The organism is Gymnodinialimonas sp. 57CJ19, assembly GCF_038396845.1.
Classification (GTDB): Bacteria; Pseudomonadota; Alphaproteobacteria; order Rhodobacterales; family Rhodobacteraceae; genus Gymnodinialimonas.
Genome location: NZ_CP151587.1, coordinates 3257775 through 3283005 on the forward strand (window position 1 = coordinate 3257775; position 25231 = coordinate 3283005).

General features: G+C 62.4%; 26 protein-coding genes. 3 read left to right on the plus strand and 23 right to left on the minus strand.

Features of this window, described 5'->3' with window-relative positions; translation table 11 throughout:
• From murB to AADW23_RS15980, 20 genes are all read right to left on the minus strand, one after another.
• The gene (gene murB / locus AADW23_RS15885; RefSeq protein WP_341861917.1) at window positions 1-936 is read right to left on the minus strand and encodes a UDP-N-acetylmuramate dehydrogenase; all 936 of its coding nucleotides are present in this window, start codon (window positions 934-936) and stop codon (window positions 1-3) included.
• Window positions 933-1217, minus strand: a complete 285-nt coding sequence (locus tag AADW23_RS15890; RefSeq protein ID WP_341861918.1) for a hypothetical protein — start codon at window positions 1215-1217, stop codon at window positions 933-935. The genes murB and AADW23_RS15890 overlap by 4 nt, the downstream gene beginning before the upstream one ends.
• Window positions 1214-1483, minus strand: coding sequence for a DUF2484 family protein (locus AADW23_RS15895; RefSeq protein ID WP_341861919.1), 270 nt, complete (start codon window positions 1481-1483; stop codon window positions 1214-1216). The genes AADW23_RS15890 and AADW23_RS15895 overlap by 4 nt, the downstream gene beginning before the upstream one ends.
• Window positions 1483-1752, minus strand: a complete 270-nt coding sequence (locus AADW23_RS15900) for a DUF2484 family protein (protein ID WP_341861920.1) — start codon at window positions 1750-1752, stop codon at window positions 1483-1485. Before AADW23_RS15900 ends, AADW23_RS15895 begins: the two co-directional genes overlap by 1 nt.
• Entirely contained in the window at window positions 1749-2072 is a 324-nt protein-coding gene (locus AADW23_RS15905) for a hypothetical protein (RefSeq protein WP_341861921.1), read from the minus strand. The genes AADW23_RS15900 and AADW23_RS15905 overlap by 4 nt, the downstream gene beginning before the upstream one ends.
• Window positions 2069-2410: a hypothetical protein gene (locus tag AADW23_RS15910; protein WP_341861922.1), complete on the minus strand. Its 342-nt coding sequence runs from the start codon at window positions 2408-2410 to the stop codon at window positions 2069-2071. Before AADW23_RS15910 ends, AADW23_RS15905 begins: the two co-directional genes overlap by 4 nt.
• Entirely contained in the window at window positions 2407-3831 is a 1425-nt protein-coding gene (gene murC, locus AADW23_RS15915) for a UDP-N-acetylmuramate--L-alanine ligase (protein ID WP_341861923.1), read from the minus strand. Before murC ends, AADW23_RS15910 begins: the two co-directional genes overlap by 4 nt.
• A gap of 3 nt (window positions 3832-3834) precedes the next feature.
• Window positions 3835-4938, minus strand: a complete 1104-nt coding sequence (locus AADW23_RS15920; RefSeq protein ID WP_341861924.1) for a UDP-N-acetylglucosamine--N-acetylmuramyl-(pentapeptide) pyrophosphoryl-undecaprenol N-acetylglucosamine transferase — start codon at window positions 4936-4938, stop codon at window positions 3835-3837.
• A 7-nt stretch (window positions 4939-4945) separates the two neighbouring features.
• Window positions 4946-6112 carry a putative lipid II flippase FtsW gene (gene ftsW, locus AADW23_RS15925; protein ID WP_341861925.1) on the minus strand — a complete coding sequence of 389 codons (1167 nt, stop codon included), beginning with the start codon at window positions 6110-6112 and terminating at the stop codon, window positions 4946-4948.
• Window positions 6113-6274: 162 nt separating this feature from the next.
• A complete protein-coding gene (gene murD, locus AADW23_RS15930; RefSeq protein WP_341861926.1) occupies window positions 6275-7669 on the minus strand; it encodes a UDP-N-acetylmuramoyl-L-alanine--D-glutamate ligase in 1395 nt (464 codons plus the stop codon).
• Window positions 7666-7974, minus strand: coding sequence for a hypothetical protein (locus tag AADW23_RS15935; protein ID WP_341861927.1), 309 nt, complete (start codon window positions 7972-7974; stop codon window positions 7666-7668). Before AADW23_RS15935 ends, murD begins: the two co-directional genes overlap by 4 nt.
• The gene (gene mraY / locus AADW23_RS15940; RefSeq protein ID WP_341861928.1) at window positions 7971-9056 is read right to left on the minus strand and encodes a phospho-N-acetylmuramoyl-pentapeptide-transferase; all 1086 of its coding nucleotides are present in this window, start codon (window positions 9054-9056) and stop codon (window positions 7971-7973) included. The genes AADW23_RS15935 and mraY overlap by 4 nt, the downstream gene beginning before the upstream one ends.
• A 12-nt stretch (window positions 9057-9068) precedes the next feature.
• Window positions 9069-10478 (minus strand): UDP-N-acetylmuramoyl-tripeptide--D-alanyl-D-alanine ligase, encoded by a 1410-nt coding sequence (murF, locus tag AADW23_RS15945; RefSeq protein ID WP_341861929.1) that lies wholly within the window; start codon window positions 10476-10478, stop codon window positions 9069-9071.
• Window positions 10475-11950: a UDP-N-acetylmuramoyl-L-alanyl-D-glutamate--2,6-diaminopimelate ligase gene (locus tag AADW23_RS15950; RefSeq protein ID WP_341861930.1), complete on the minus strand. Its 1476-nt coding sequence runs from the start codon at window positions 11948-11950 to the stop codon at window positions 10475-10477. The genes murF and AADW23_RS15950 overlap by 4 nt, the downstream gene beginning before the upstream one ends.
• 11 nt (window positions 11951-11961) lie before the next feature.
• A complete protein-coding gene (locus tag AADW23_RS15955; RefSeq protein ID WP_341861931.1) occupies window positions 11962-13743 on the minus strand; it encodes a penicillin-binding protein 2 in 1782 nt (593 codons plus the stop codon).
• Window positions 13740-14099, minus strand: a complete 360-nt coding sequence (locus AADW23_RS15960) for a cell division protein FtsL (protein ID WP_341861932.1) — start codon at window positions 14097-14099, stop codon at window positions 13740-13742. Before AADW23_RS15960 ends, AADW23_RS15955 begins: the two co-directional genes overlap by 4 nt.
• Window positions 14100-14101: 2 nt before the next feature.
• Window positions 14102-15082: a 16S rRNA (cytosine(1402)-N(4))-methyltransferase RsmH gene (gene rsmH, locus AADW23_RS15965; protein ID WP_341861933.1), complete on the minus strand. Its 981-nt coding sequence runs from the start codon at window positions 15080-15082 to the stop codon at window positions 14102-14104.
• An 11-nt stretch (window positions 15083-15093) separates the two neighbouring features.
• Window positions 15094-15486: a division/cell wall cluster transcriptional repressor MraZ gene (locus tag AADW23_RS15970; protein ID WP_341861934.1), complete on the minus strand. Its 393-nt coding sequence runs from the start codon at window positions 15484-15486 to the stop codon at window positions 15094-15096.
• Between the two features lie 772 nt (window positions 15487-16258).
• Window positions 16259-17347, minus strand: a complete 1089-nt coding sequence (locus AADW23_RS15975) for an Mrp/NBP35 family ATP-binding protein (protein WP_341861935.1) — start codon at window positions 17345-17347, stop codon at window positions 16259-16261.
• Window positions 17348-17378: 31 nt separating this feature from the next.
• Window positions 17379-18581 carry an MFS transporter gene (locus tag AADW23_RS15980; RefSeq protein WP_341861936.1) on the minus strand — a complete coding sequence of 401 codons (1203 nt, stop codon included), beginning with the start codon at window positions 18579-18581 and terminating at the stop codon, window positions 17379-17381.
• 187 nt (window positions 18582-18768) lie between these two features.
• Between AADW23_RS15980 and AADW23_RS15985 the strand changes: the two genes are divergently transcribed.
• Entirely contained in the window at window positions 18769-18990 is a 222-nt protein-coding gene (locus AADW23_RS15985) for a DUF1127 domain-containing protein (protein ID WP_341861937.1), read from the plus strand.
• Window positions 18991-19363: 373 nt separating this feature from the next.
• Here AADW23_RS15985 and AADW23_RS15990 read toward each other — a convergent pair whose 3' ends face one another.
• Window positions 19364-19816 (minus strand): Lrp/AsnC family transcriptional regulator, encoded by a 453-nt coding sequence (locus tag AADW23_RS15990; protein WP_341861938.1) that lies wholly within the window; start codon window positions 19814-19816, stop codon window positions 19364-19366.
• Window positions 19817-19887: 71 nt separating this feature from the next.
• On the opposite strand from AADW23_RS15990, the gene AADW23_RS15995 reads away from it, so the two are divergent.
• On the plus strand, window positions 19888-20493 hold the full coding sequence (locus AADW23_RS15995; RefSeq protein ID WP_341861939.1) for a LysE family translocator: 606 nt from the start codon (window positions 19888-19890) through the stop codon (window positions 20491-20493).
• Here the strand turns inward: AADW23_RS15995 and AADW23_RS16000 are convergent.
• Together AADW23_RS16000 and AADW23_RS16005 are read right to left on the minus strand one after the other, a co-directional pair.
• Entirely contained in the window at window positions 20490-21056 is a 567-nt protein-coding gene (locus tag AADW23_RS16000; RefSeq protein WP_341861940.1) for a hypothetical protein, read from the minus strand. The two genes, AADW23_RS15995 and AADW23_RS16000, sit on opposite strands and share 4 nt — an antisense overlap.
• Window positions 21057-21144: 88 nt before the next feature.
• Window positions 21145-23838 (minus strand): UvrD-helicase domain-containing protein, encoded by a 2694-nt coding sequence (locus AADW23_RS16005; RefSeq protein WP_341861941.1) that lies wholly within the window; start codon window positions 23836-23838, stop codon window positions 21145-21147.
• 185 nt (window positions 23839-24023) lie between these two features.
• On the opposite strand from AADW23_RS16005, the gene AADW23_RS16010 reads away from it, so the two are divergent.
• On the plus strand, window positions 24024-25166 hold the full coding sequence (locus AADW23_RS16010) for an alpha-hydroxy acid oxidase (RefSeq protein ID WP_341861942.1): 1143 nt from the start codon (window positions 24024-24026) through the stop codon (window positions 25164-25166).
• Window positions 25167-25231: the final 65 nt, after the last annotated feature.

Genomic DNA, 25231 nt, shown 5'->3' on the forward strand with positions numbered 1-25231 from the left:
CTATTCTGTAGTCCCACCGGGTGTGCCGACCCGCATGATTTCCCACACTAGTTCTATGCCTTGGGATTGGAAAACCCTTTTTCGCACTTCTTCGCCTAATCCTTCGAGATCTGCGGCAGTTGCGCCACCTTTGTTCACGAGAAAGTTGGAATGCATCTCGCTCATCTGTGCGCCGCCAAGGGTGGCACCGCGCATACCGGCGTCGTCAATGACCTTCCAGGCCTTGAGATCATGGGTGTCATCGGCCCGCCCGGTGGAGCTGAAGCCAGCGGGATTGCGAAAGGTCGATCCGGCGGTCAGGGATTTGGTGGGTTGGGTGGCATCGCGTTTGGCCAACTGCTCCTCCATCCTTGTGTGCAACACAAGGCTGTCCTCGCCGCTACCACGCAGGGTGACCGACACGATCGTCGCGCCTTCGGGAATGTCTGTCTGGCGGTAGGCGAAGGTAATGTCGTCGGCGGTCAGCGTGACAGGCGTGCCATCGCGCAGGATCACCTCGGCGCTTACGAAATGATCCGCCACGTAAGAGCCGTAGCACCCCGCGTTCATCCTTAGCGCCCCGCCCAGAGATCCCGGGATGGTGCGCAGAAACGTCAGATCAATCCCCGCGTCCGCTGCCGTACGCGCCAATCGGGCATCCAGGGCAGCCGCCCCGGCGGTGACCGTGTCACCTTCCACTGAAATATCCATGAACGGACGGCCCAGTTTGACGACCACTCCGGGCATTCCACCGTCGCGCACGATGAGGTTGGAGCCGACGCCCATGGGAAATACCGGCACCTCGGGATCAAGCGCCTTGAGGAAATCGCTCAGATCATCGGCATCGGCGGGTTGAAACAGCCATTCCGCCGGGCCGCCTACGCGCAACCATGTGAGCGAAGAGAGGTCTTTGCCAGCGGTCAGACGCCCGCGCGGGGTGGGAAGGTGATCTGTCATTCCGGCTCTGTCTCCTTGCGCAAGCGGCGCACCAGCACCCCAAGTCCGCCCGCCAAAAACGCGCAGGCGGTGAAGGGCACCATTAATCCGAACAGGATGTAAATACCCACCAAGGCTTCGTCCATGTCTTCGCTATAGACCAGCGTCAGCATCAGAAGACACAGCCCCGTGCTGACGCCCCAAAGCGCGAACAGCATCCAGCGCGTGCCGATGCGGGCGGTGATGTATCCCGCCAAGATGCCTGCAATCGCGGCGAAGCCCACGAACAGCTCTGTATTCATCGGGGCAGGTCTCCGTCCCCTGCCCCGGACATCGCGCGGCGCAGGTGATGGGCGGCGCGTTTCAAGGGCCAGCGCAGGATGGACGCGCCGGCGGCAAACACGACAACGCCCCAGAACGGGCCAGACTGATAGGTCACCCACCCCAAAAGCGGGATGCCCGTGGCAATCAGCACCCAAGCGACCGGCCATTGAATGCGGCGTGGGCCCATGGCCGCAAGGCAAGCAAGCAGCGCCCAAACACAAGCAAGGATCAGGGAAATAGGCATCAGGAAGCGCCCCCTTCGTCCGTCCGAGCACTCACACGAGCGCGGGCGTGTTTATAGAAGTATCGCAGAGGGTTGCGGTACATGGAGACGACGGCAAGCACGATGACCGCCGTCCAGATCCAGCCATGGGTATAGCCCACGAAAACCACCATCGGCACAGACAGCACCAAAAGCGGAAAGCCAAACGGCCATTGCAAGCGCATCGGCATCATCGCCACGATGGCCGAAGCCACGACCCAGACGCAAACGAGGGTTAATGCGAGGCTCATGTGACGTGCCTTTGTCGGGTCCGCATGCCCAGAAAACTGCCGGTAATCGCCGAGACTATGGTTAGCCCCGCAAAGGTCACGGCACCAAGGAACATGTAACCCGCCGCGCCGAATGACGTGTCAGTCGGGGAAAAGGATGGCGCGGCCTCCGTCGGCGTTTCCGGGAAGAGAAGCGGGATATAAGCCAGCAAGAACGGCAGGTTCAACGCCGCCACCAGCGCAACAACGGCAGCGCCGAAGCGCGCGCCAAAGGCTTTCGTGACCCCGAAAGCCAGCACCCCGGCAGCAAGGATCAATGCAAGGGCCAGTGCGAGTTTCATGACGGATCATCTTGCTTATGGTTGCGGCGATAGGCGGCGCGGCCGATCAGCACTGCGACCCCGGTCCAGATGGTGCCGGGCACCAGCACGAGGAACGTCCAAAGCGCCTCTGGCAGCCCGGTGCGCTGGCGGTGGGCTATGGTCTCTCCGCCAAAAATCTCGGGCGCGATGGGGGCGTTGCCGGGATTTAGCGCGCCGGACAATGAAACCGCCGTCCAAAGCACCATGGCCCCAAGGATCAAAAGGCCCGGCATCACGCCGCTGCGCGTCACCCACATCAGCGCAACAACGCCGGGCAGGATGATCACGATAAGGGCGAGGACCAGGGTGTCCGTCATCCGGCGGCCTTTTGGTTATCAAGATCGGCGAGGCGTGCAGGCAAACCGTTGGCCCAAGCAGAGATCGTACCAGCCCCAAGGCACACGACCATATCGCCCGGTTGCGCCTGTTCACGCACCAGACGCTCCAAATCATCTTCGCTGTCGATGGCGCGGGCATGGCGGTGGCCGTGGCGGATCATGCCTGCCACCAGATCATCGCGCGATGCGCCCTCGATCGGGTCCTCTCCGGCGGCATAGACTTCGGCGATGGCGACAACGTCGGCCTCCGAGAAACAACCGCAGAAGTCTTCAAACAGAGAATGCAGACGCGAATAGCGGTGCGGCTGGTGGACGGCGATGACGCGGCCATCACTGGCCTGACGCGCGGCCTTGAGGACAGCGGCGATTTCCACCGGGTGGTGGCCGTAGTCGTCGATGACGGTGATGCCGCCAACCTCGCCCACCTTGGTGAACCGTCGGTTCACCCCCTTGAACCCGTCCAAAGCTTCGCGGATTTCATCGGCCTTCATGCCCAGATGCCGCGCCACGGCCACTGCCGCCAAAGCGTTGGAGACGTTGTGATCGCCCGGCATCGGCAAGGTGCAGCCTTCGATAACCATGTCTTCTGCCTGAAGCGCGATATCAAAACAGGCCACGCCGCCTTTGTAATGCAGGTTGACCGCACGGACGTCGGCCTGTGCGTTAAAGCCGAACGTCACCACGCGGCGGTCGGTGATTTTACCCACGAGGGTTTGCACCTCGGGGTGGTCGGTGCAGCAGACGGCAAGGCCGTAGAACGGGATGTTGGAGACGAAATCGAGAAAGCCCTGACGCAGGTTCTCGATGCTGCCCCAATGCTCCATATGCTCGGGGTCAATGTTGGTGACGATGGCAATGGTGGCGGGCAGACGGTTGAAGGTTCCGTCGCTCTCATCGGCCTCCACCACCATCCAATCGCCTTGCCCCACCCGCGCGTTGGAGCCGTATGCATGGATGATCCCGCCGTTAATCACCGTCGGATCAACGCCGCCGTGGTCCAGCAACGTGGCAACCATCGTGGTGGTCGTGGTCTTACCGTGGGTCCCGCCAACCGCGATGTTGGAGCGTAGGCGCATCAGTTCGGCCAGCATCTCGGCCCGGCGCACAATCGGCAGACCACGGGCGCGCGCGGCGTCGTATTCCGGGTTGCCCGGTTTGATCGCCGACGAGATCACCACAACCTCTGCGCCTTCAAGGTTCTCGGCCTGCTGCCCCACAAAGACCCTGGCCCCAAGGCTTTCCAGACGCTTGGTGATCGGCGTGGCTTTCAGGTCAGACCCCTGCACGTCATAACCGTGGTTCAACAACACTTCGGCGATGCCCGACATGCCAATGCCGCCGATCCCTACAAAATGGATCGAACCGAGTTGGGTAGGTAATTTGGTGACAGCGGCGTTCATGGGTTACCCTTTCGGCGTGGTGTTGGGGGCGAGGCTTTCGACAAGCTCGACAAGACGCTCGGTCGCGTCGGGTACTGCAACAGACAGGGCCGCAATCGACATCTGCGTGGCGGCCTCGGGCTGGCTGAGGATTTCGGCGATGGTCTGGGCCAGAGTTTCCGGCGTGAACTGTGCCTCGGGCATCAGCACGGCGGCGCCTGCCTCGACCGGGCCCCGGGCGTTGGCGGTCTGCTCATCGCGCACGGCGATGGCCAGCGGCACGTAGATCGCCGGGCGACCGACCACGTTGATATCGGCCACCGACGAGGCGCCCGAGCGGCAGATAACAAGCTGCGCCTCGGACAGGCGGCGGGGCATTTCGTGCAGGAAGGTATCCACCTCGACCCGCATCCCCAGGAAATCATAGGCTTCTTGCACGCGCGCCACGTCTTCTTCGCGGGCCTGCTGCGCGATGCGCAGGTGTTGGCGCAATTCTTCGGGCAGCAGAGCGATGGCAGCGGGCACCACATCGGACAGGATACGTGCGCCTTGGCTGCCGCCGAACACCAGAAGGCTCATCGGCCAGTCGCCGGGGGGCGTATAGGGCGCACTGCCCCGTTCCACGATCGCGGCGCGGACCGGGTTGCCGGTGTGCACCGCATCCGCGCCCAAAGGCACATCGGTGGGCCAGGTGCCACAGGCCACATGGGCCACATGCTTGGCGAAAATCCGGTTCACTCGGCCCAGAACGCCATTTTGTTCGTGCAGCATCCGAGGCCGTCCCGTCAGCCTTGCGGCGGCCATGGCGGGGATCGTCGGATAACCGCCAAAACCCACGACTACATCGGGTTTCTCGCGCATCATCCGCAAGGTGGCTGAAAACACGCCGCCCATAATGCGAAACGGCACGGCCAGTTTCGCCAGCGGCCCGCCCCGTGTGAACGTCGCAGAGGAGACCTGACGGATTTCCACCGCGTGGCTGAACCCACCCACATACCGCGCCCCACGGGCGTCGGTGGAAAGCGTCACCCGCCAGCCCTTGCGCAACATCGCCTCGGACAGGGCCTGGGCCGGGAACATGTGCCCCCCGGTGCCGCCAGCGGCGATGATGAGATGAGGCTGTGTCATGGCGGCGCTACCGTTGGCGGGAAAGAAGGTGGTCGGCGATATCGCCCTGTGGGCGCGTGCGGGTGAATACCAAAAGCATCCCGACCGCAATCCCTGTCGCGATCAAAGATGACCCGCCGTAGCTGACGAAGGGCAAGGTCATGCCCTTGGCGGGCAAAAGCCGCACCGCAACGCCCATGTTGATGAAAGCTTGCAGCGCCAGAAGGGACACAAGGCCCGTGCCTGCCAGACGCGCAAAAGGATCGCGCTCTTTCATCAGCCGAGAGAAACTGCGCAGCGCGATGGTGAGGTAAAGCGCGATGATGACGAGGACGAGCACAAGGCCATATTCCTCGGCCGCCACGGCGATGATGAAATCGGTATGGGCATCGGGCAGCGTCCATTTGACCGAGCCTTCGCCCAACCCGGTGCCAAACAGCCCCCCTTCCCGGATCGCGTCGGTGGCGTAGCCAAGTTGCGTATTCTCGCCCACTTCGTCGCTGAGAAAGCCATCAATCCGGCGGCGGAAGTGTTCCGATGCGGAGTACGCAAACACCCCGAACAGGCCCACGGCTCCGATCACAATGGCCAGCACCAGCATTGGCGCCCCTGCCACGAAGTAGATCACCATCCACGCAAAGATCACCAAGGCCGCTTGGCCAAAGTCCGGTTGCAACGCAAGGCAGCCGACCAAAAGCACCGTCACGATGAGAGAGAAGGTCTTTCCGGGCGGGCCCGCGACCTCTTGGCTGGCAGCCATCATCCAGGCGGTGAAGACCACAAAGACCGGCTTGAGGAACTCGGACGGTTGCAGCGAGGCAAACCCCAAAGAGTACCAGCGCGTGGCCCCCATGCCATAGTCGGTGCCGAAAACCGGCAACATCGCCACCGCCAACACCGCAAACGCAAAGCCAATCACGCCCCATCGGCGCACCGCCAGGGGGGACATCATCGACACCAAGATAATGACGTTCAGGGCAATGCCGCCGAAGAAGGCTTGCCGGATCACGTAGTGAAACGGTTCATGCCCATTGCTTTCCGCCAAGGGCGGAGAGGCCGCAAACCCCAAGAGGATACCGATCGCAAAGAGCGCGAATACGCAGCCCAATGTCACGCGATCAATCGTGCTCCACCACCGTGGAATAACTGCGTCGCCCGTGTGCACAACGACTGTGCCATGCGCCATTTCCGTCATGGAATGCCTGCCTTGCCCTCAAGCGACGTTATGCGCCGCGTGTCTGCCCATGCCCGAGTTATCTCGGGTCTATCGCATGAGTTTAGCCTGAAAAGCCTTGGCTGGCTAGGGTTAGTGTGGGTTTCGCCGTGGCGGCACAGCCCTTGGGATCACGTCCATGGGCTAGGGTTGAAGCTTCTCGACCTGCGCGATGAAATCCGCCCCGCGCACCTCGAAGCTGTCGTATTGGTCGAAGCTGGCGGCGGCGGGGGCCAGAAGCACCGTATCGCCGGGCTGCGCGTCGGCGCTGGCGCGGGCCACGGCGGTGGCCATGTCGCCGCAAACCTCTAGGGGTATATCGCCCAGATGCAGGGCGAAGGCCTCGGCCTCGCGACCAATGACATAGGCCTTGGAGACTTGCCCCGCCGCTTCCCAAAGGGCCTCCAGCCCGCCGTCTTTTTCCAGCCCGCCGCAGATCCAGCGGATCTTCTTGAACGCGCCCAGGGCCTTCACGGCGGCATCGACGTTGGTGGCCTTGCTGTCGTTGACGTAGAACACGCCGCCGATTTCCGCGACCCGTTGCGAGCGATGGGGTAGGCCCTCAAAGCTGGCGAATGCGGTCTCGATCACGCGGGGCGCAAGGCCAAGGGCGCGGCACACGGCATAGGCGCAGGCCGCGTTCTGGTGGTTATGGGCGCCGGGCAGCCCCGGCACCCCACGCAGGTCGATAGAGGCCACCTGGCGGCCCTTGCGGAATTCGCTCAGCCAGCCTTTGCGGGTGCTGATATCCCACCCCGGCCCGCTCAGCTTGCCTGCGGCCACCCGGATCAGGCGTCCGTCCTCGGGCCCTTCGACCATCTGACCGGCCAGATATTGGCCCTCTGCCTCATCTACCCCAATCACGGCGCGTTCCGGCCCGCCTTCGGCAAACAGGCGGCGTTTGGCAGCAAAATAGCCCCCCATGCCGCCGTGACGATCCAGATGATCGGGCGACAGGTTGGTGAAAACGGCAATATCGGGCGTCAATGCGCGGGCAAGTTCCGTCTGGTAGGACGACAGCTCCAGCACCACGACCTCTCCGTCGATTGGGGGCTCGATATCCAGCACGCCGCGGCCGATGTTCCCGGCGAGTTGCACGGGGATGTTCTGCTCTTCCAGAATATGGGCGATCAGGGCCGACGTGGTGGATTTCCCGTTCGATCCGGTTACCGCGACGACGCGCGGCGGCGTGTCGTGGAAAGCCCAATCCCCCTGCCCCAGCGATCGGAAGAACAGCCCAATGTCGTTATCGACCGGCACGCCCGCCGCGTAGGCCGCAGCAATGGCGCGGTGGGGCGCGGGGTATAGGTGCGGGATGCCGGGGGAGGTCACGAGACAGGCGACATCTTCCAGCCCATCGCGGATCGGATCGTGCAGGGTGAACCCCTCCTCCGCCGCCCGCGTACGGCCCGCTTCGCCATCGTCCCAACACAGCGCCTCGGCCCCGCCTTCACGCAACGCCCGCGCCGCCGCGAGGCCCGAGCGGCCAAGCCCCAGCACGATCACCTTGCGACCCTCAAAACCCATCACCGGAATCATTGCTCTTGCTCCTTAACCAAGCGGCTGCCCGCCACGTGGCGCCCATCGGCGCGTAATTCGATCTGAGTAAAGAATATCGCCACCATGCGCACATCCAGATGCAGCGGCCCGCTAGGCCCGGCGATCGTGACCTCGATCAAGGGCACCTCTTCGGACAGGGCGAACCGGTCGTCGTTGCGGGCCACTTCTGCGCCGTTGACCAACAAGGCGCAGCCCTTGAACCAATGGTTCACGACCTCAACGTGCAGCCCCTGAACCTCGGCCGAAACCCGGCGCACAAAGGGGTGCCAGGCGGGAGAGGTCATCGCAGTTTCAAGGTCGCCAAACCGATCAACGCCAGAATAAGCGAGATGATCCAAAAGCGGATCACGATCTGCGGCTCGGCCCAACCCTTCTTCTCGAAATGGTGGTGGATGGGGGCCATCAGGAATACGCGCTTCCCGGTCATTTTAAAGTAGAGAACTTGCACGATCACCGACACAGCCTCGGCCACGAAAAGGCCGCCAACGATGGCCAAAACGATCTCGTGCTTGGTGCAGACGGCAATCGCGCCAAGGGCGCCGCCCAAGGCAAGAGATCCGGTGTCGCCCATGAACACAGCGGCCGGTGGGGCATTGTACCAGAGAAAGCCCAAACCGCCCCCGATAAGACCCGCGCAGAAGATCAGCAGCTCTCCGGTGCCCGGTACATAATGCACGTCCAGGTATTCGGTGAAGTCCACCCGACCGACCGCATAAGCGATGATACCCAGGGTCGCGGCCGCGATCATCACGGGCATAATCGCCAAGCCATCAAGGCCATCGGTCAGGTTCACGGCGTTGGCCGAGCCCACGATGACGATCATCACGAAGGGGATGTAGATGTAGCCAAGGTTGATCAGCACGTCCTTGAAGACCGGCATGGCAAGCTGGCTCGACAGGTCTTCGGGGTGCAATTGCGCGGCGATCAAACCGGCTGCCAATGCAATCGCGAAGCCCGCCGCAAGGCGCACCTTGCCCGACACGCCCGCCGTGGTATTACGGCTGACCTTCGCCCAATCATCGGCAAAACCGATGAGTCCAAAGGCCACCGTGACGCCCAGAACCAGCCAGACATAGGGGTTATCGAGCCGCGCCCACATCAACGTCGACAGGCACAGCGCCGCAAGGATCAACAGGCCGCCCATGGTCGGTGTGCCGGCTTTGGTTTCCAGATGGCTTGCGGGGCCGTCCTCGCGGATCGGTTGGCCGTCTTTGTACTTGCGCCGCAGGGCGTTGATCAGTGGACGACCGAAAATGAATCCAAAGACCAGCGCCGTGAAGAAGGCGCCGCCCGCCCGAAATGTAATGTAGCGAAACAGGTTGAAGACATCGCCGCCGTCCGACAGCTCACTTAGCCAAAACAACATATTGCGGCACCTCTAACCTTTACCGTCAAGCGATTGCCCCAGTTTCCGTAGGGCGTCAACCACTACAGACACCTTGGACCCCTTCGAGCCCTTCACCAGCACAACATCGCCGGGCCGCAAGCTGCGCGGCAGAACCCGGCACAAATCCTGCGCCGTGGCTTCGTGCAACCCGCGTTTTGCGCCGGGCAAAGCCGCGTGCAAATGCGCCATCAACGTCCCGCAGGTGTGAACCACATCGACCGCGTCCATACTGGGCAGCTTGGCCACATCGGCGTGCATCTGATCGCGCGCCTCGCCCAGTTCCAACATGTCCCCCAGCACCGCAATGCGCCGCCCGCCCCGTTGCGGGGTGATCGCGGCCAGCACCTCCAGCCCGGCCGCAAGCGACGCGGGATTGGCGTTGAAGGCGTCGTCGATCAACTCGATCGCGATATCATCGGTGCGGCTGAGCGTAATCCGCTCTCGCTGACCGCGCCCCTCAACCGGCTGCCAATGAGACAACATCATCGCGGCCTGGGTCGGGTCGGCGCCAGCGGCTGCCACGGCGCAGATCACGCCGACCGCGTTGCTGGCATAATGACGCCCCGAAACCGACAGCTTGGCCAGTCGCCCGCCCTCGGCCGTAGCGATGCGCATGACGGTGCTGTCCTCGGACAACATCACATCGGTCAGGCGCAGGTCGGCGCCCTCTGCCTCTCCGAAGGTGACAATCTCTGCGCCCTTGGCCTTGGCGGCGTCGATCAGGATGCCGCTGGTGCTCACGTCGAGGGGGATGATCGCCACGCCGCCGGGTTCCAGCCCGTCGAAGATGGCCGCTTTCTCTGCCGCGATTCCTTCGATCACGCCGAAGGCCTCCAGATGGGCCGGCGCAATGGTGGTGATCATCGCCACATGGGGCCGCGCCATGCGGGCCAGGGGCGCGATTTCGCCGGGGTTGCTCATGCCGATCTCGATCACCGCGAAATCGGTGTCAGCGGGCATCCGCGCCAGCGTCAGGGGCACGCCCCAATGGTTGTTGTACGAGGCGACCGCCGCATGGACATTACCCTGTCCCGTCAGCGCCTGCTTGAGCATTTCCTTGGCGGTGGTCTTTCCCACCGATCCGGTGATCGCGATCACCTTGGCATCGGTGCGGGCGCGGGCCGCTTGGCCGAGCCGTTCCAACGCGGGCAGGACCGCGTCCACAACCAGACATTTCGCAGGGTCCACACCGTCGGGCACATGGCTGACCAGGGCGGCAACGGCCCCGGCATCCAACGCTTGCGCCACGAATTCATGGCCATCGCGCGCGGCGGCCAAAGCCACAAACAGATCACCGGGCTGTATTGTGCGCGTGTCGATGGAAACGCCTGTGGCCTCCCACGTGCCGCTGGCGGTGCCGCCGGTGGCCTCAGCCGCCTCGGACGCTGTCCACAAGGTCATATCGCGCCCTCCAAGGCGGCCACCGCGACCGAGGCCTGTTCCACATCGTCAAAGGGATAGATCACGTCGCCCACCTGCTGGCCCGTCTCGTGGCCTTTTCCGGCAATCAGAAGCGCATCGCCCGGTTCCAGCATGTCCACGCCGCGCAAGATCGCCTCGGCCCGGTCCGCGACCTCTGTCGCTTCCGGACAGCCCGCCATGACGGCGGCGCGAATGCTGGCGGGATCTTCCGAGCGGGGATTGTCGTCTGTCACAAAAGCAACATCGCTCCACAGCGCGGCGGCCTCGCCCATTAGCGGGCGCTTACTTGTATCTCGGTCGCCACCTGCCCCGAAAATAACGATTAATCTTCCCAGAACGTGGGGGCGCAACGCCTTGAGCGCCACTTCCAAGCTATCGGGCGTATGCGAATAGTCAACATAGATCGGTGCACCGTGACTACGCCGCGCGGCCAATTGCATCCGGCCCCGCACGCCCTCCATCTTCGGCAAAACCGCGAAGACGGCATCGGGATCTTCGCCACCCGCAATCACCAGCCCGGCGGCGGTCAGCACATTCATCGCCTGAAACGCACCGATCAGGTTCAGGCGCACCTGCCGCGCCTCTCCCTGCCAGCGAAACAACACATCCTGGCCCGTCTCATCAATCCGCCGTCCGGTGATTTTGAGCGCGGCGTCGGCATATTGCGCGACGCCCAAAACCTCGATCCCGTGATCTGTGCAAGCCTCCGCCACGCGGGGGCCATAGGTGTCATCCAAGTTCGCCACAGCCACGCCACCTTCGGGCAACAGCTCGGTAAAAAGGCGCAGCTTGGCCTCGAAATAGGCCTCCATCGTGCCGTGATAATCCAGATGGTCCTGGGTCAGGTTGGTGAAGGCCGCCGCCGCAAGGCGCACGCCGTCCATCCGCTTTTGGTCAAGCCCATGGGACGAGGCTTCCATCGCCCCGTGGGTCACGCCTGCTGCGGCCATATCGGCTAGAACGCGGTGCAACGTGATGGGCTCGGGCGTGGTGTGAATGCCCGGCGCCTCATAGGCGCCTTCGACGCCCGTGGTGCCGATATTAACGGCCTTAACCTTTAGGGCTTCCCATATCTGGCGGGTGAAGCTGGCGACCGAGGTTTTGCCATTCGTCCCCGTCACCGCCACCATGGTTTCAGGCTGCGCGCCGAAAAACAGCGCGGCCGCATGGGCCAAAGCGTCGGCCGGGTCTTCCACCACGACCAAAGCGGCATCGGATGCGGCAAGTTCCTCTGCCGCGATCTCGGCGCCTGCGCGGTCCGTCAACACCGCCCCCGCCCCCATGCGCAGGGCGTATTGGATGAATTCCCCCCCATGAACGCGCGTGCCGGGAAGCGCCGCAAACAGCGTGCCGCTTTCCACCTTGCGGCTATCAAGGGCAAGGCCCGACACCACCACATCGCCGCCGCTCAGGGCGGTCAGCCCCAGATCGGATAGTCGTCGTTCAGCCATTGCCCGCCTCCTCAGTTTGAGGAGCTGGATAGCTGCAAACCGAGGGGATGTTCAACGCTTGGCCGCAATCCAAGAAGCGGTGCGGTGCGGCGAATGACCTCTGCCGCGACGGGCACGGCTGTCCAACCGGCGGTCCGGCGCGGCTGATTGCCCGACGGGTCCGAAGCTTCTTGAAGGGTGACGATCAACACATATTGCGGGTCGTTCATCGGGAAGGCGCTGGCGAAAGTGTTGAGGTTGCGGTCCTCGTAGTAGCCCCCATTGGGACGTGGCAGATCGGCGGTGCCGGTCTTGCCGCCCACGGCGTAGCCTTCCACTTCGCCAAAGCTGGCGGTGCCTTCGGTCACGACCTGGCGCAGCATGGAATTCACGATGCGGCTGGTGGATTCCGAGATGATACGCGGTCCCGCTTGCGGTGTTTCACGGCGCAGCAAGGTCGGCTCGATCATCGTGCCGCCGTTCACGATGGTAGAATAGGCGGCCGCCAAATGCAGCGGAGAGGTGGACACACCGTGGCCATAACTAATTGTCATTGTGGACAATTCACCCCAGCGCGGCGGCAGAAGCGGACGCGAGGACGCGGCCTCGACCAGTTCAACTTCTGTTGGCTCCAGCAGGCCAAGGCTGCCAAGGAAATCACGCTGCCGTTCGCGCCCGATCGACTGCGCCATACGCGCCGTGCCAATGTTGGAGGAATGGATCAGGACGTCAGCAACGCTCTGCTCGGCCCCGTAGTACGAGAAGTCGCGGATCGAGAAACCGGCCATCCGCAGGGGCCCCGTCGTGTCGATCATGTCGAAGGGGGAATAAAGGTTCAGTTCCAGCGCCTGCGCGATCGTGAAGGTCTTGAAAACACTGCCCAATTCGTAAACGCCCTGCACCGCGCGGTTGAACAGGGGGCTGTCGGCCTGGTCACCTTCCAGAAGCGGCCGCGGCCGCGCGTTGGGGTCGAAATCGGGCAGGCTGGCCATCGAAATGATCTCGCCCGTGTGGGCATCCATCAACACGGCCGAGGCGCCACGCGCGCCCATCAAGGTCATGCCGCCGGCGAGGATTTCCTCCACCGTGGCCTGGACCGTCAGATCAAGCGAAAGCGTCAGCGGCTCGACCCGGCTGGGGTCGCGCAATTCGTCGTCGTAGTGTGCTTCAATCCCGGCAATGCCGATCACTTCGGCGGCGTTGACCGCCTCTTCCCCGAAACTTGCGCCGCCCAGAATATGCGCCGCGATCGAGCCGTTGGGATACAGCCGCATTTCACGGGGGCCAAACAGAAGCCCCGGTTCGCCCAGATCGTGCACCTGCTGCTCTTGTTCAGGAGAGATATAGCGGCGCAACCACAAGAACCGCGATCCGCTGGTGAAGCGGCGGTGCAGGTCGTCGGCGTCCATTTCAGGGAAAATCGCGGCCAAGCCTTCGGCGGCGGCGCGGGGGTAGATCAGGTCATGGGGGTGAGCATAAAGCGCGTTGGTGGCGAAGTTCGTCGCCAGAATACGCCCGTGCCGGTCGGTAATGTCGGCGCGGGTGTTTAGAATCGTCGGCCCTTGGCTGACAATGCGCGGCTCGGTCGGGACAGACGTGGCCAGCCCCGCCATGCGCCAACCCACGGCGCCAAACGCCAAAACAAAGCACAGCGCCACCAGCAGAAGCCGCGATTCCGCGCGGATACGCATCTTGTCCCGCAGCCCCTCATGGCGCAGACGCAGGTTTTCCTTCTCGACGTTATCGGGGTTTTCGCCGCGTGCGCGGGCATCGAGAATGCGGGTTAACGGTCTTAACGGAATGCGCAGGCTCATAGGGGCTCGACCTCTCCGTCCCATTCAGGGGTAGAGGCATTCTCCAGGATGAACGCCTCGGCGTCATCAATGGGCGAAGGGAACGGGATCTCCGCCACGTTGCCAAATTGGTTCGAGGTCAGCGGCAACAGCTCCAGCCGGTCAAAGTTAAAGCGGGCCAGTTCGCGCAAGCGATCGGGACGGTTCAGATAGGCCCATTCGGCCCGCAGGATACCAAGGCGCTCGCGCTCCTGGACGATCTGGCGCTGCAACCGGTTCACCTCACGGTCGGCCATCTGGGTCTGGATCGTTTGATGGTAGGCCCAATAGCCCAGGCCCACGACGATAATGGCGGCGATCAACGTGGTAAAACGCATGGTTAAAGGCCCTCCAACTGCGGCAAGCCAAGGGTTTTCAGGTCGATGTCTTGGGCCGGCGCATCGGTGCGGGTGGCGATGCGCAACTTGGCGGACCGCGCGCGGGTGTTGCGGGCGACCTCTTCGGCGTCAGGCGCGATGGCTTTGCGGGGTGTCAGGGTGAAACCGGGGGTCTTGGCGGCGGCCTCGGGCTCGTAGCGGGAGCCGCCTCCCCCGGTGCTGGCCCGCTCGGCCATGAACTTCTTCACGATCCGGTCTTCCGAGGAATGGAACGTCACAACCGCCAGTTTGCCGCCGGGCATCAACGCCCGTTCGGCGGCCATCAAGCCATGGGCCAATTGCCCGAACTCATCATTCACCGCGATGCGGATCGCTTGGAACGATCGCGTCGCGGGGTGGCTTTGACCGGGCTTCTTGCGGGGTAGGCATTTTTCAATGATCCCAGCCAGTTGCAGGGTGGTGTTGATGCGGCCCTTGGCGCGCTCTACCACAATCGCCTTGGCAATCCGGCGCGAGGCGCGTTCTTCCCCGTACTGATAAAGGATGTCGGCCAACAGCTTTTCGGGCGCGTCGTTAACCAAGTCTTCCGCCGACAGCCCACTTTGCCCCATACGCATATCCAGAGGCCCGTCGCGCATGAACGAAAAGCCCCGCTCCGCGATATCCAGCTGCATCGACGATACGCCAAGATCCAGCGTGACGCCGTCCAGCGGCTCGCCCGCCAATGTATCGAGGTCCGAGAACGTACCCTCTTCCAGACGCAAACGATCACCATAGGACCCGGCCCAATCTGCGGCCAACTCGAAGGCCAAGGGATCGCGGTCCACGCCAATCACTGTGCTGGCACCCCCTTCAAGCAAGCCACGGGCGTATCCACCAGCGCCGAAGGTTCCGTCCAGCCACACGCCAGAAAGCGGCGCCACTTCGCGGAGGATCGCCCCCAAGAGAACGGGGATGTGTGGCTGATCTACTGCGTCGGTCATGGTGCCCTGCGTCATTGAACATCGTCTGCTACCGGAGTTGCTTTGGGCGGGTTCGCCAATGAGATCGGGTTAAAGAATTCCTTGTCGCCTGCCGCTTGGTCCAACAGGGCGGCCAGACGATCCTTGGCGGCCTCGCTGTCGGATGGCTTGAGGATGTGGAAGCGGCGGCCCTTGCCCTGGAACACGGCCTCGCCTTCCAGGTCCAACTTGTCACGCGCGCCTTGGGGCAGAACAAATCGGCCCGCATCATCGACGGTGATCGCGTCACAGAAAGAGAAGTACAAAAGCTCAAGGATTTCGCGGTCACGCTCGCCGTCGGCCATGCTTTCGATGCGCTCCAGCAGCTCATCATAGGCGTTGCCGGTCAGGCATTCGACGTATTCGTTACGCGTGTCTCCGAACATGACGTAAAGACGAGGCGCTTCACCCGGACCGCATTTGGCATCTTCCGCCTGCAAGACTCGACGGAATTTAGCCGGGAGCGAGACCCGACCCTTTCCATCTACCTTGCACACGTTGGTGCCTAAAAACCGCGTATCCACGATGTGTCTGCCTCAAATTGGCCACAATGGGGCCGTAATTCATTCCCTCAACTGTGCGCCCTGCGGCGCGATAGCCCTGAAATGGAAACGGCGGATTGAGGAAGCTGCCACTCCTCAACCCGCCGCCCTCGTCCCATTTCTGGGGTGTCCGACTGCGCCGACTACCTGGGGGGGATGTCTGCTCGTCTACGCGCCGGATCTCTTTTTTCGACGAATGAGATGCCTGTATGAACCTGCCATTTTTTGTTTTTGGTTCGGATCTTGTGATCCTTTGTCTTGTCTCGTTGTCGATGAATTCTTGTCCCACGGGAATGACTCCCATTCAACTCCTTTTTTTGGGACGAACCCCCAATCTGTTGATTTTCGACCCTCTCAAACACAGCATGTGGTGTGGATAAGTCACAAGCCAAGCGCCCATGTTGTGGTTAAACATCGGAAAATCCCATCATCTTGGGGTGGAGCTGTGTGGGGGAGGAAAGTGGAGGATGGTGGCAGATTTTTCCCAAAATCCCCCAACCCTCCGGCGATCACGGCCGCGTGATCTTGGTTTGTTCTTATTTTTCTGATTCGAATCGCATTTGAGATGGATTGAATCCGTCTGCGTCGGGGGCGCGATGGCCCCCGACGGGGTTGTTCAGGCCATGCCGCCGTCGATGAAGCGCTTGGCAAGGCTCGCGTAGGCTTCGGCCATGGGGCTGTCGCCCGCAGCGATGGGGGTGCCGTCGTCGCCCGCGATCCGTGTGTCGAGGTCGATGGGAAGCGCGCCAAGGAACGGCAGGTCCATCTTCTCGGCCTCGGCCCGTACGCCCCCTTCCCCGAAGATATGCGCCTCGTGGCCACATTTGGGGCAGTGGTAAGAGGCCATGTTCTCGATCAGCCCCAGAACCGGCGTCTTGAGGGAAGAGAACATATCAAGCGCCTTACGGGCATCCAGAAGCGCCACATCCTGCGGCGTGCTGACGACAATCGCGCCGGTCACCTCGGATTTTTGGCAAAGCGTCATCGCCACATCGCCGGTGCCGGGTGGCAGATCGACAAGAAGCACGTCCAACTCGCCCCACTCCACCTGGGTCAACATCTGTTGCAATGCCCCCATCAGCATCGGTCCGCGCCACACCACGGCTTTTTCCGCCGGCAGCATGAAGCCAATCGACATCAAGGTGACGCCGTGGCCCTGCAAGGGAATGATCGTTTTGCCGTCGGGCGAGGCCGGGCGTTTGTTCACCCCCATCATCCGGGGCACGCTTGGCCCGTAGATATCGGCGTCCAGCAGCCCCACCTTGCGTCCCTGCCGGGCCAATGCCACGGCAAGGTTGGTCGAGACGGTGGATTTGCCCACGCCCCCCTTCCCCGAGCCGATCCCGATGATGCGTTTCACACCCTTGGGCTTCATGGAGCCTTCTTGCGGCTTCATGTGCCCGCCAACCGACAGCTTGGGTGGCGCCCCCTTGGGGGCGGCGGGTGCAGAGGGGGCGGCGCTATGGGCCGTCAGCGCGACAGAGACCTGCGTGACGCCCTCCATCTTGCCGATGAAATCCTCAACCCCTGATCGCAGGCCCGCCATTTGTTGCGCAATCGCGGGGGATGGGGCTTCGATGATAAAGCTGACCTTGCCATCGTGCACCGTCAGGGCGCGGATCATGTCACGGCTGACAAGATCTCCGCCGTCTGGCAGGCCGATGGCCTTCAGGGCCTCTAGGATCGTTTCGCGGGTCTGGGACATAGGCTCTCATCCTTCTTGGGCAGGTTTTCTTTCACATAGGTTGGATTGACCGGGCGCGCACCCCCACAACGGCCATGGTGATTGCGCCCAAACCGCCCGCAATTGCCAACGCGCCGCCGATCCCGACGAAATCCGCCGCCGCCCCGATGGCGACGGAGCCGATGGAAACCGTGCCGAAACCGACAACGACCCAAAGGCTCATCACCCGCCCCCGGAAGGCATCGGGCAAGCCGGTCTGGATCGCCGATTGCAGGCTTACCCCGCACCACGTCGCGGTTAATCCCGTGACCCCGGTGGCAAAAAGCGCAAGCGGCCAGCTTGGCGCAAGGCCCATGCCCATCACCGCCGCCTGCCCCACGAAGGCCGACACCCAGACCGAAGCCGGGATACGCGCGCCCACCGCCGACACGCCAGCCGCTTTCAGGAACGCCGATATCACCGCCCCTGCCCCGGCGGCGGCGGTCAGATATCCCAACCCCGCTGCGCCCCGCGCAAAGCCGCCATCGGCGACCACCGGCAACACCTCTAACGCGCCCCGGGCGGTGGAGGAGAACACAAGCGTAAGAAGCAACGCCTGGCGGATCAGCGGATCCTGGGCGGCGTAGCGGACACCTTCCATCAGGTCGTTCAGGATCGGGGCCGCCACGCGGGCCGGGAGATTTCGGGGATGCAGCGCTGGCAGGACAAGGAGCATCGGCACATAGCATAGCGCCGCCAGCCATAGCGCCGTCGGTCCGCCCGCTGTGGCAATCACCCACCCCGCAAAGACCGGGGCGGCAAGGCGGGCCATGTTGAAATTCAGCGCCGTCACGGCAACCACATGTTGCACCATATCCTTCGCCACCAACCGCGGACCAAGCGACATGCGTACCGGGTGGTGCGCGGCAGAGATCAATCCGATGCTCAGGGCGGCCATTGCCAAACCCACCGCGCCCACGTCACTGGCAAAGATCGCCAGCACCGCGATGATCGCGGCCATCAGGCCGTTGGTGGCGAAAGCGGCTTTTCGGATATCGACCCGGTCCGCCATGACCCCAAAGAAGGGCCCCAGCACCAATGTCGGAAACAGGCTGAGGGCGGCGACAATCCCCACGGCCGAGGCCTGTCCCGTCCGCTCCCACGCCAGCCACCCAAGGGTTACGCGCTGTATCCAGATAGCTTGCACCGCAAAAAAGACACCGCCGAAAAACAGCCGAAATTGCCGGTCTTTGAAGGCGCCGCCCGCTATCATCATCTGATTAACCCTAAGTAAAGTAACGAAAATGTGTCATGCGTCCGCTGCATAGCAGCATTTCCCTTTCGGCCATTGTGCACCTGCAGCATTCGCCTATCTTCACTGTCAACAAGACGACACAGACCAACCACTTGGGCACCGGAAGGGCAAGAGCTCCCACAGCCCGCAGACGAAATCGAGGACCACCATGGCCTACGAAACAGGCAACCGCTCAATCACCGCTTCCTTCGGCCAACGCTTGGCTGATCTGCGCGACACCGCGACAGAAGCCTACAACAACTGGCGCGTTTACCACCGCACGCTGCGCGAGCTTCAGGATCTTTCCAACCGCGAGTTGGCCGATCTGGGCATCAGCCGCTCCACGGTCACACGCATCGCGATGGAAGCCGCTTACGGCAAAAACGTCTAAGCGACGCACGACATACCGGGCTCTGTCCTCCCACAGAGCATCCGGGACAGCGGGCTGCGTCCATCCTCCCATGGATGCGCCCGCACCCTGACAAAGACCCCCTTAGGGTCAGATATCCGGTCTCTTTCCTCCCATTGGGACCGCGATGAACGGTGAAACTCCTCCTCCTCCCTTGGAGTGACACCATACGACAGACCGACCCTTTCCTCCCATTGGTTAGGTCTGGCTACAGCGGCGAATGTCCTCTCCTCCCTTGGACGGACGCTGCGCATCGGCCTTGCTCTCTCCTCCCATTGAGCGGGCTGCGAATTGGCGGTGATGGTCTCTTCCTCCCAGAAGAACATCATCGCCTTTTTCGTTTAAAGGCACCGCTTCAGGCGCGGGTATCTTTGGGAGAGCCCATGACAACGAAGGTGGTGAGCCTGGCCACCTGCGGCAACGCCCCCAGAAAATCGGTGTGAAACCGCTTGTAGGCGATCAGGTCCTGGGCCTCGATCCGCAGCAGATATTCGACTGTCCCGGTGATGTTGTGGCACTCCACCACCTCTGGGGCGCGGGCCACCGCGGCTTCAAACGCCTCTTGTGCGGCCCTGGTATGAAGGCTGAGACCCACGGTAATGTAGGCAACAAAGCCGATGCCCATCGCCGCCGGATCCAAAACCGCCCGGTAACCTGCGATGACGCCACCCGCTTCAAGCGCCTGCACCCGGCGCAGGGTTGCCGAGGGCGACAATGCCACACGCTCGGCCAGATCGAGGTTCGACACGCGGCCATCCCGAGACAGCTCACGCAATATATGCCGGTCTTTGTCATCTATTTTCGTCATTTGTTGCCAAATATGCAGCTAAACGGCGCGTTTGGCAATTTCACTCCGCATTTATCGCCGTATATTGCGCCATGTCTTATGAAATCCTCTCGGGCCTTGTGCTGTTCGCTTTCGCTTCGTCCATCACGCCGGGGCCCAATAACATCATGCTTATGGCCTCGGGCGTGAACTTTGGGCTGCGGCGCACGGTGCCGCATATGTTGGGCGTGTCCTTGGGGCACGGAGCGATGACCGTGCTATTGGGCCTTGGCTTGGTGCAGATTTTCGACTGGGTGCCTTGGCTGCGCACGGCTTTGACAGTGGTTTCCGTGGCCTATCTGCTGTGGCTCGCCTGGAAAGTTGCCAACTCCGCGCCGCCCGCCGATGCCAAGCAAGACGCGCGCCCCCTGACGTTTCGGCAAGCGGCAGGGTTCCAATGGGTGAACCCCAAGGCGGTCTACATGTCGATTTATGCCCAAACGACCTACGCGCCCGAGGGGGCGGGCTGGGTTGGCGCCGTGATCGTTGGCGTCGTGTTTGCCATGGTGAACCTGCCGTCGGTGGCCACATGGGCGTGGGGCGGCACCCAGGTGCGCCGCTGGCTGGATGGGCCGGTGCGTTTACGCGCCTTCAATTGGACCATGGCCGGGCTGCTGGTCTTGTCTCTCTACCCGCTGATTCTCGGCTCAGGCGACTAGTTGGGACGAATCGAAACGCCACTGGCGAAACGTGGGATCAAGGCGATCGGGTCGAATTCTTCATCCCAAACACCATCGCGGAACACATGTTGCAGCAGTTGGCCGGGCGCATCGGGGTCTGTGGTGTACTGGAAACAGAACTCGCGCGGGGCGGTTTCGCGCAATTCGGCCTGCCGCACGGGCAAACCGTCATCCGGCAGGGCAGTGAATCCCTCCAGGCTGAAGGGGAAACGATAGCCTTCCGCTTCCCACATGGCCTGCAGACCCTGATCCTCGAACGGGATGCACAGGGCATCGCCGCGCCAATCAATGCGGTATTGGGCGATCTCCATGGGGAAATCCCACGTGGCGCTGGCGGTGACGAGAACGGCGTGATCCTCGTTTTGCTCCGTGTAGATTTCGGCCCACCCGCAGGCCAGACGCTCATCGGGATGGTAGCAGAAAACCGAGGCGTCCATATGGGCAATCACCTCGGCACGGGTCAGAAACTCTTGCGCCTGCGCATCGCTGGCAATGGCCGCAAGGAAGGGCAGCGCGGCCAAAGCCGTCAAGGGGCGCATCATGGCATTCTCCGTCCGAGGTATCGATACGGACCCTAGAGTGCCGGGCGCGGTTGGTCGAGGGGCGGAAATCCACCGCTGCGCGCGGCCCCTAAAACGGCACATCGCCCCCTTCTTTGCCGGCGGCCACCAGGAAGCGGCCTACGACATGTTTGCTACCGGCCTTGTCGAACTCGATCCCCAGTTTGTCGCCTTCGACTGACACAACATCGCCATAGCCGAACTTCTGGTGGAACACCCGGTCGCCCTCGGAAAAGGCGCTGATCGCTTCGGCGTCGATGGTCATGGACTTGGCCTCGGACGGCTGGCGCGTGCCGTATTGGCCTTGGCGTGCTTGCAGACGTCTCCAGCCCGGCGAATTATAGACGTCGGCGTTGGCCGCTTTTTGGTGCAGGTTGGACCCCGCCATATCCCGCTCGACCGGGCTGGCGGTGGCAGATATCCCGCCTTGGTGCCCGCCGCCCTGATGCCCGTAAAGGCCGGGCGGGGTCAGGATTTCAACGTTCTCTTCGGGCAGTTCATCAATGAACCGCGAGGGCAATTGCGATTGCCACTGGCCGTAGACGCGCCGGTTGCCCGCAAAGGAGATCGTGCAGACTTCCTCGGCGCGGGTAATGCCCACATAGGCAAGGCGCCGCTCTTCCTCCAGCCCGCTTTGGCCGCTTTCATCCATGGAGCGTTGGGACGGAAACAACCCGTCTTCCCACCCCGGCAGAAACACCGCCGGAAACTCCAACCCCTTGGCGGCGTGGAGCGTCATGAGCGTGACCTTGGGTTCTTCGTCGTCCTGCTCATTATCCATGATCAGGCTGACATGTTCGAGGAACCCTTGCAGATTCTCGAAGTTTTCCAGTGCCTTGACCAGTTCTTTCAGGTTCTCTAGCCGCCCCGGCCCTTCGGGTGTCTTGTCATTCTGCCAATGGGCGGTGTAGCCGGATTCGTCGAGGATGATTTCGGCCAGTTCCACATGGCTCATGCCGAGTTGGCCACCGACGGGTTCGACCTCCTCGTCGATCAGGTCATCCACCGGACCCACGGCGCGCAGCCCGCCGTTGAGATGCCCGCGCCAGCGCGTCAGCCCTTCTATCAAGACGCGCAATTCGCGCCCGCCCTTGCCGCCAATGGCTTGAGTTTCCACGCAAAGCCGCGCGCCCTCCAGAAGGCTGACGCCGTTGCTGCGGGCCATCTTCTGGATCGTCTGTTGCGCCTTGTCGCCAAGGCCGCGTTTGGGAGTGTTCACGATACGCTCAAACGCCAGATCATCATCGGGGGAGACGACGACGCGGAAGTAGGCCATGGCGTCGCGGATTTCCATCCGCTCATAGAAGCGCGGACCGCCGATGACGCGGTAAGGCAGACCGATGGTCAGGAACCGGTCTTCAAAGGCACGCATTTGGTGCGAGGCGCGGACGAGAATAGCAATTTCTTCCGCGTCAAACCTTTGAAAGGCAGGCGGCAGAGGCTCTCCGTTTTTATGTCGTTCTGTCAGTTTCCACATCAAATTTCGGGTTTTGATGTCGGTATAAGGACTGTTTTGCTGCTTCAACCTTACGTACAGCTCATGTTCGTCTCTTGCTCCATGCAAAGCACCCTGTTTCGCCAGCCTTTCAAACTCCTGGAGAATTGAAGTTGAGCGGGGGTTATTCCTATCCTTGGAAAATCGTGATGTGCCGTCGATGAGAGCCGTGATCTCATCACCAATATACATCGCTTCTTCATCTCCAGCCCAATGTCCAATGAGGCATACGAGATTACCGTCATCACCATCGCTCCAGAGAGTCTTTCCCAGACGCACTCGGTTGCGTTCGATCACCCCGCTGGCGGCGGCAAGAATGTGCTTGGTGGAGCGGTAGTTCTGTTCCAGCCGGACCACATGGGCGCCGGGGAAATCTTTCTCGAACCGCAGGATGTTACCGACTTCCGCCCCGCGCCAGCCGTAGATGGATTGGTCATCGTCGCCGACGCAGCAGATGTTCTTGTGCCCCGCCGCCAGAAGGCGCAGCCAGAGGTATTGGGCGACGTTCGTATCCTGATACTCGTCCACCAGAATGTAGCGGAACCAGCGTTGATACTGGGCCAGAAGGTCTTCGTTTTCCTGGAAAATCTGGATGACGTGGAGGAGCAGATCACCGAAGTCACATGCGTTGAGCTCTTTCAGGCGGGCCTGGTATTGCGCGTAGAGCTTCACCCCTTGGTGGTTGAACGCGCCGTGATCGGCGCTGGGGACCTTGTCAGGCGTCAAGGCTCGGTTTTTCCAGCCGTCGATAAGGGAGCCCAGCGCGCGGGCGGGCCAGCGTTTGTCGTCAATCCCTTCCGCTATGATGAGTTGCTTCATCAGACGGGTCTGATCGTCGGTATCGAGGATGGTGAAATTGGATTTCAGCCCGGCAAGTTCGGCATGACGGCGCAAGAGCTTCACGCAGATCGCGTGGAACGTGCCGAGCCATGGCATCCCTTCGGCCGGTTGGCCAAGAAGCACGCCGACACGGTTCTTCATCTCGCGCGCGGCCTTGTTGGTGAAGGTCACGGCGAGGATTTCGTTGGGGCGGGCGGTATTTGTCGCGATCAGATGGGCAATCCGCGCCGTCAGCGCTCGGGTCTTGCCGGTGCCCGCGCCAGCGAGCATCAAGACCGGGCCGTCCAATTGCTGAACGGCGGCAGCTTGGGCGGGGTTGAGCCCGTCCATGTACGAGGACGCGCCTTGGGGACGCGCGGCCATGGCACGGGCAGCAAGGGAGGTGGTGGCGGCAGCCTCGAAGGCATCGGAATCGTCGAATTGGGTCATGGGGCAAGGATAGTGCGGGATTGGCGCAAGGGGAAGGTATGTTCGCAGATTGTTCTGCGTGGTGGCTGTGGCGGCGGTGGAATTGAGGGGCCAGCCCCTCAAACTCCCCGCGATATTTGTGAAAAGGTGAAATAGGGGCGCGAAAAGTGGTTGAGGTTGAGCGTGTTGAGGGGTTGAGTCCGCGGATGGATTTACATGCAAGATTTCCCGCCCTGAGCGACCTTAAGGCACGGGCGCGGCGCCGCATTCCGCATTTCGTGTGGGAATATCTGGATTCGGCCACGGGGGTGGAGGCCGGGGCCGCCCGCAATCGCGCGGCTTTGGACGACGTTTTGTTGCGCCCGGCCGCCTTGTTGGGAGAAGTCGCGCCTGATCTGCGGTGTCAGTTGATGGGGCGGGAATATCCGGTGCCGTTCGGGATTGCGCCTTTGGGCATGTCGGGGCTGATTTGGCCGAAGGCGGAGCAGCTGTTGAGCGGGTTCGCAGCGCAGGCAGGCATTCCCTACGGGCTTTCAACGGTGGCGACCGAAGTGCCGGAGGCTTTGGCCGGGCAGATCGGCGATCAGGGCTGGTTTCAGATGTATCCACCGAAGTCGGCGGAGGTCCGCGACGATATGTTAGAGCGCGCCAAGGCGGCGGGGTTTCACACCTTGGTGCTTACGGTGGATGTGCCGGCGGCGTCCCGACGGGAGCGGCAAACAAGGGGCGGGTTGGTGCAACCGCCTCGGCTGACCCCGAGGCTTTTGGCGCAGGTGGCGCGCTGCCCGGTTTGGGCCACGGGGATCGGCTTTGGGGAAATGCCGCGGATGCGGTTGATGGACAGCTATGCGGCGGATTTGGCCAAGGGGCCCCTGCCCTCGACCGCCCATGTGGGGTATCTTCTGAGGGCCGCGCCGGATTGGGACTACGTCGCCGCCTTGCGAGAGGCGTGGGACGGGGCGCTGGTTTTGAAGGGGGTGTGTGAGCCGGAGGTGGCGGCGCGTGCAGCGTCCGAGGGGGTGGATGCTGTTTGGGTCTCGACCCATGCGGGGCGTCAGTTTGACGGCGCACCGGGGGCGGCCAGTATGCTACCGGGGGTGCGGGCGGCCACGGATCTGCCAATCATATTCGACAGCGGTGTGGAGAGTGGGCTGGATATCCTGCGGGCTTTGGCGCTGGGGGCTGATTTCGTGATGATGGGTCGCGCCTGGCACTACGCCCTTGGCGCGTTGGGCCGCGATGGTCCGGCCCATTGGTATGACATCCTGGTCAAGGATATGGAAAGCAACATGGCCCAAATCGGGGCGCGGCGCCTTGAGGATCTGGGGGGGCGCCTCATCAGAGGTTAATGGGCCATAAACCAGAAACGTAAAGGAGGGGTTAACACGAAAGGTTAATGTTCCTATATCGTTCC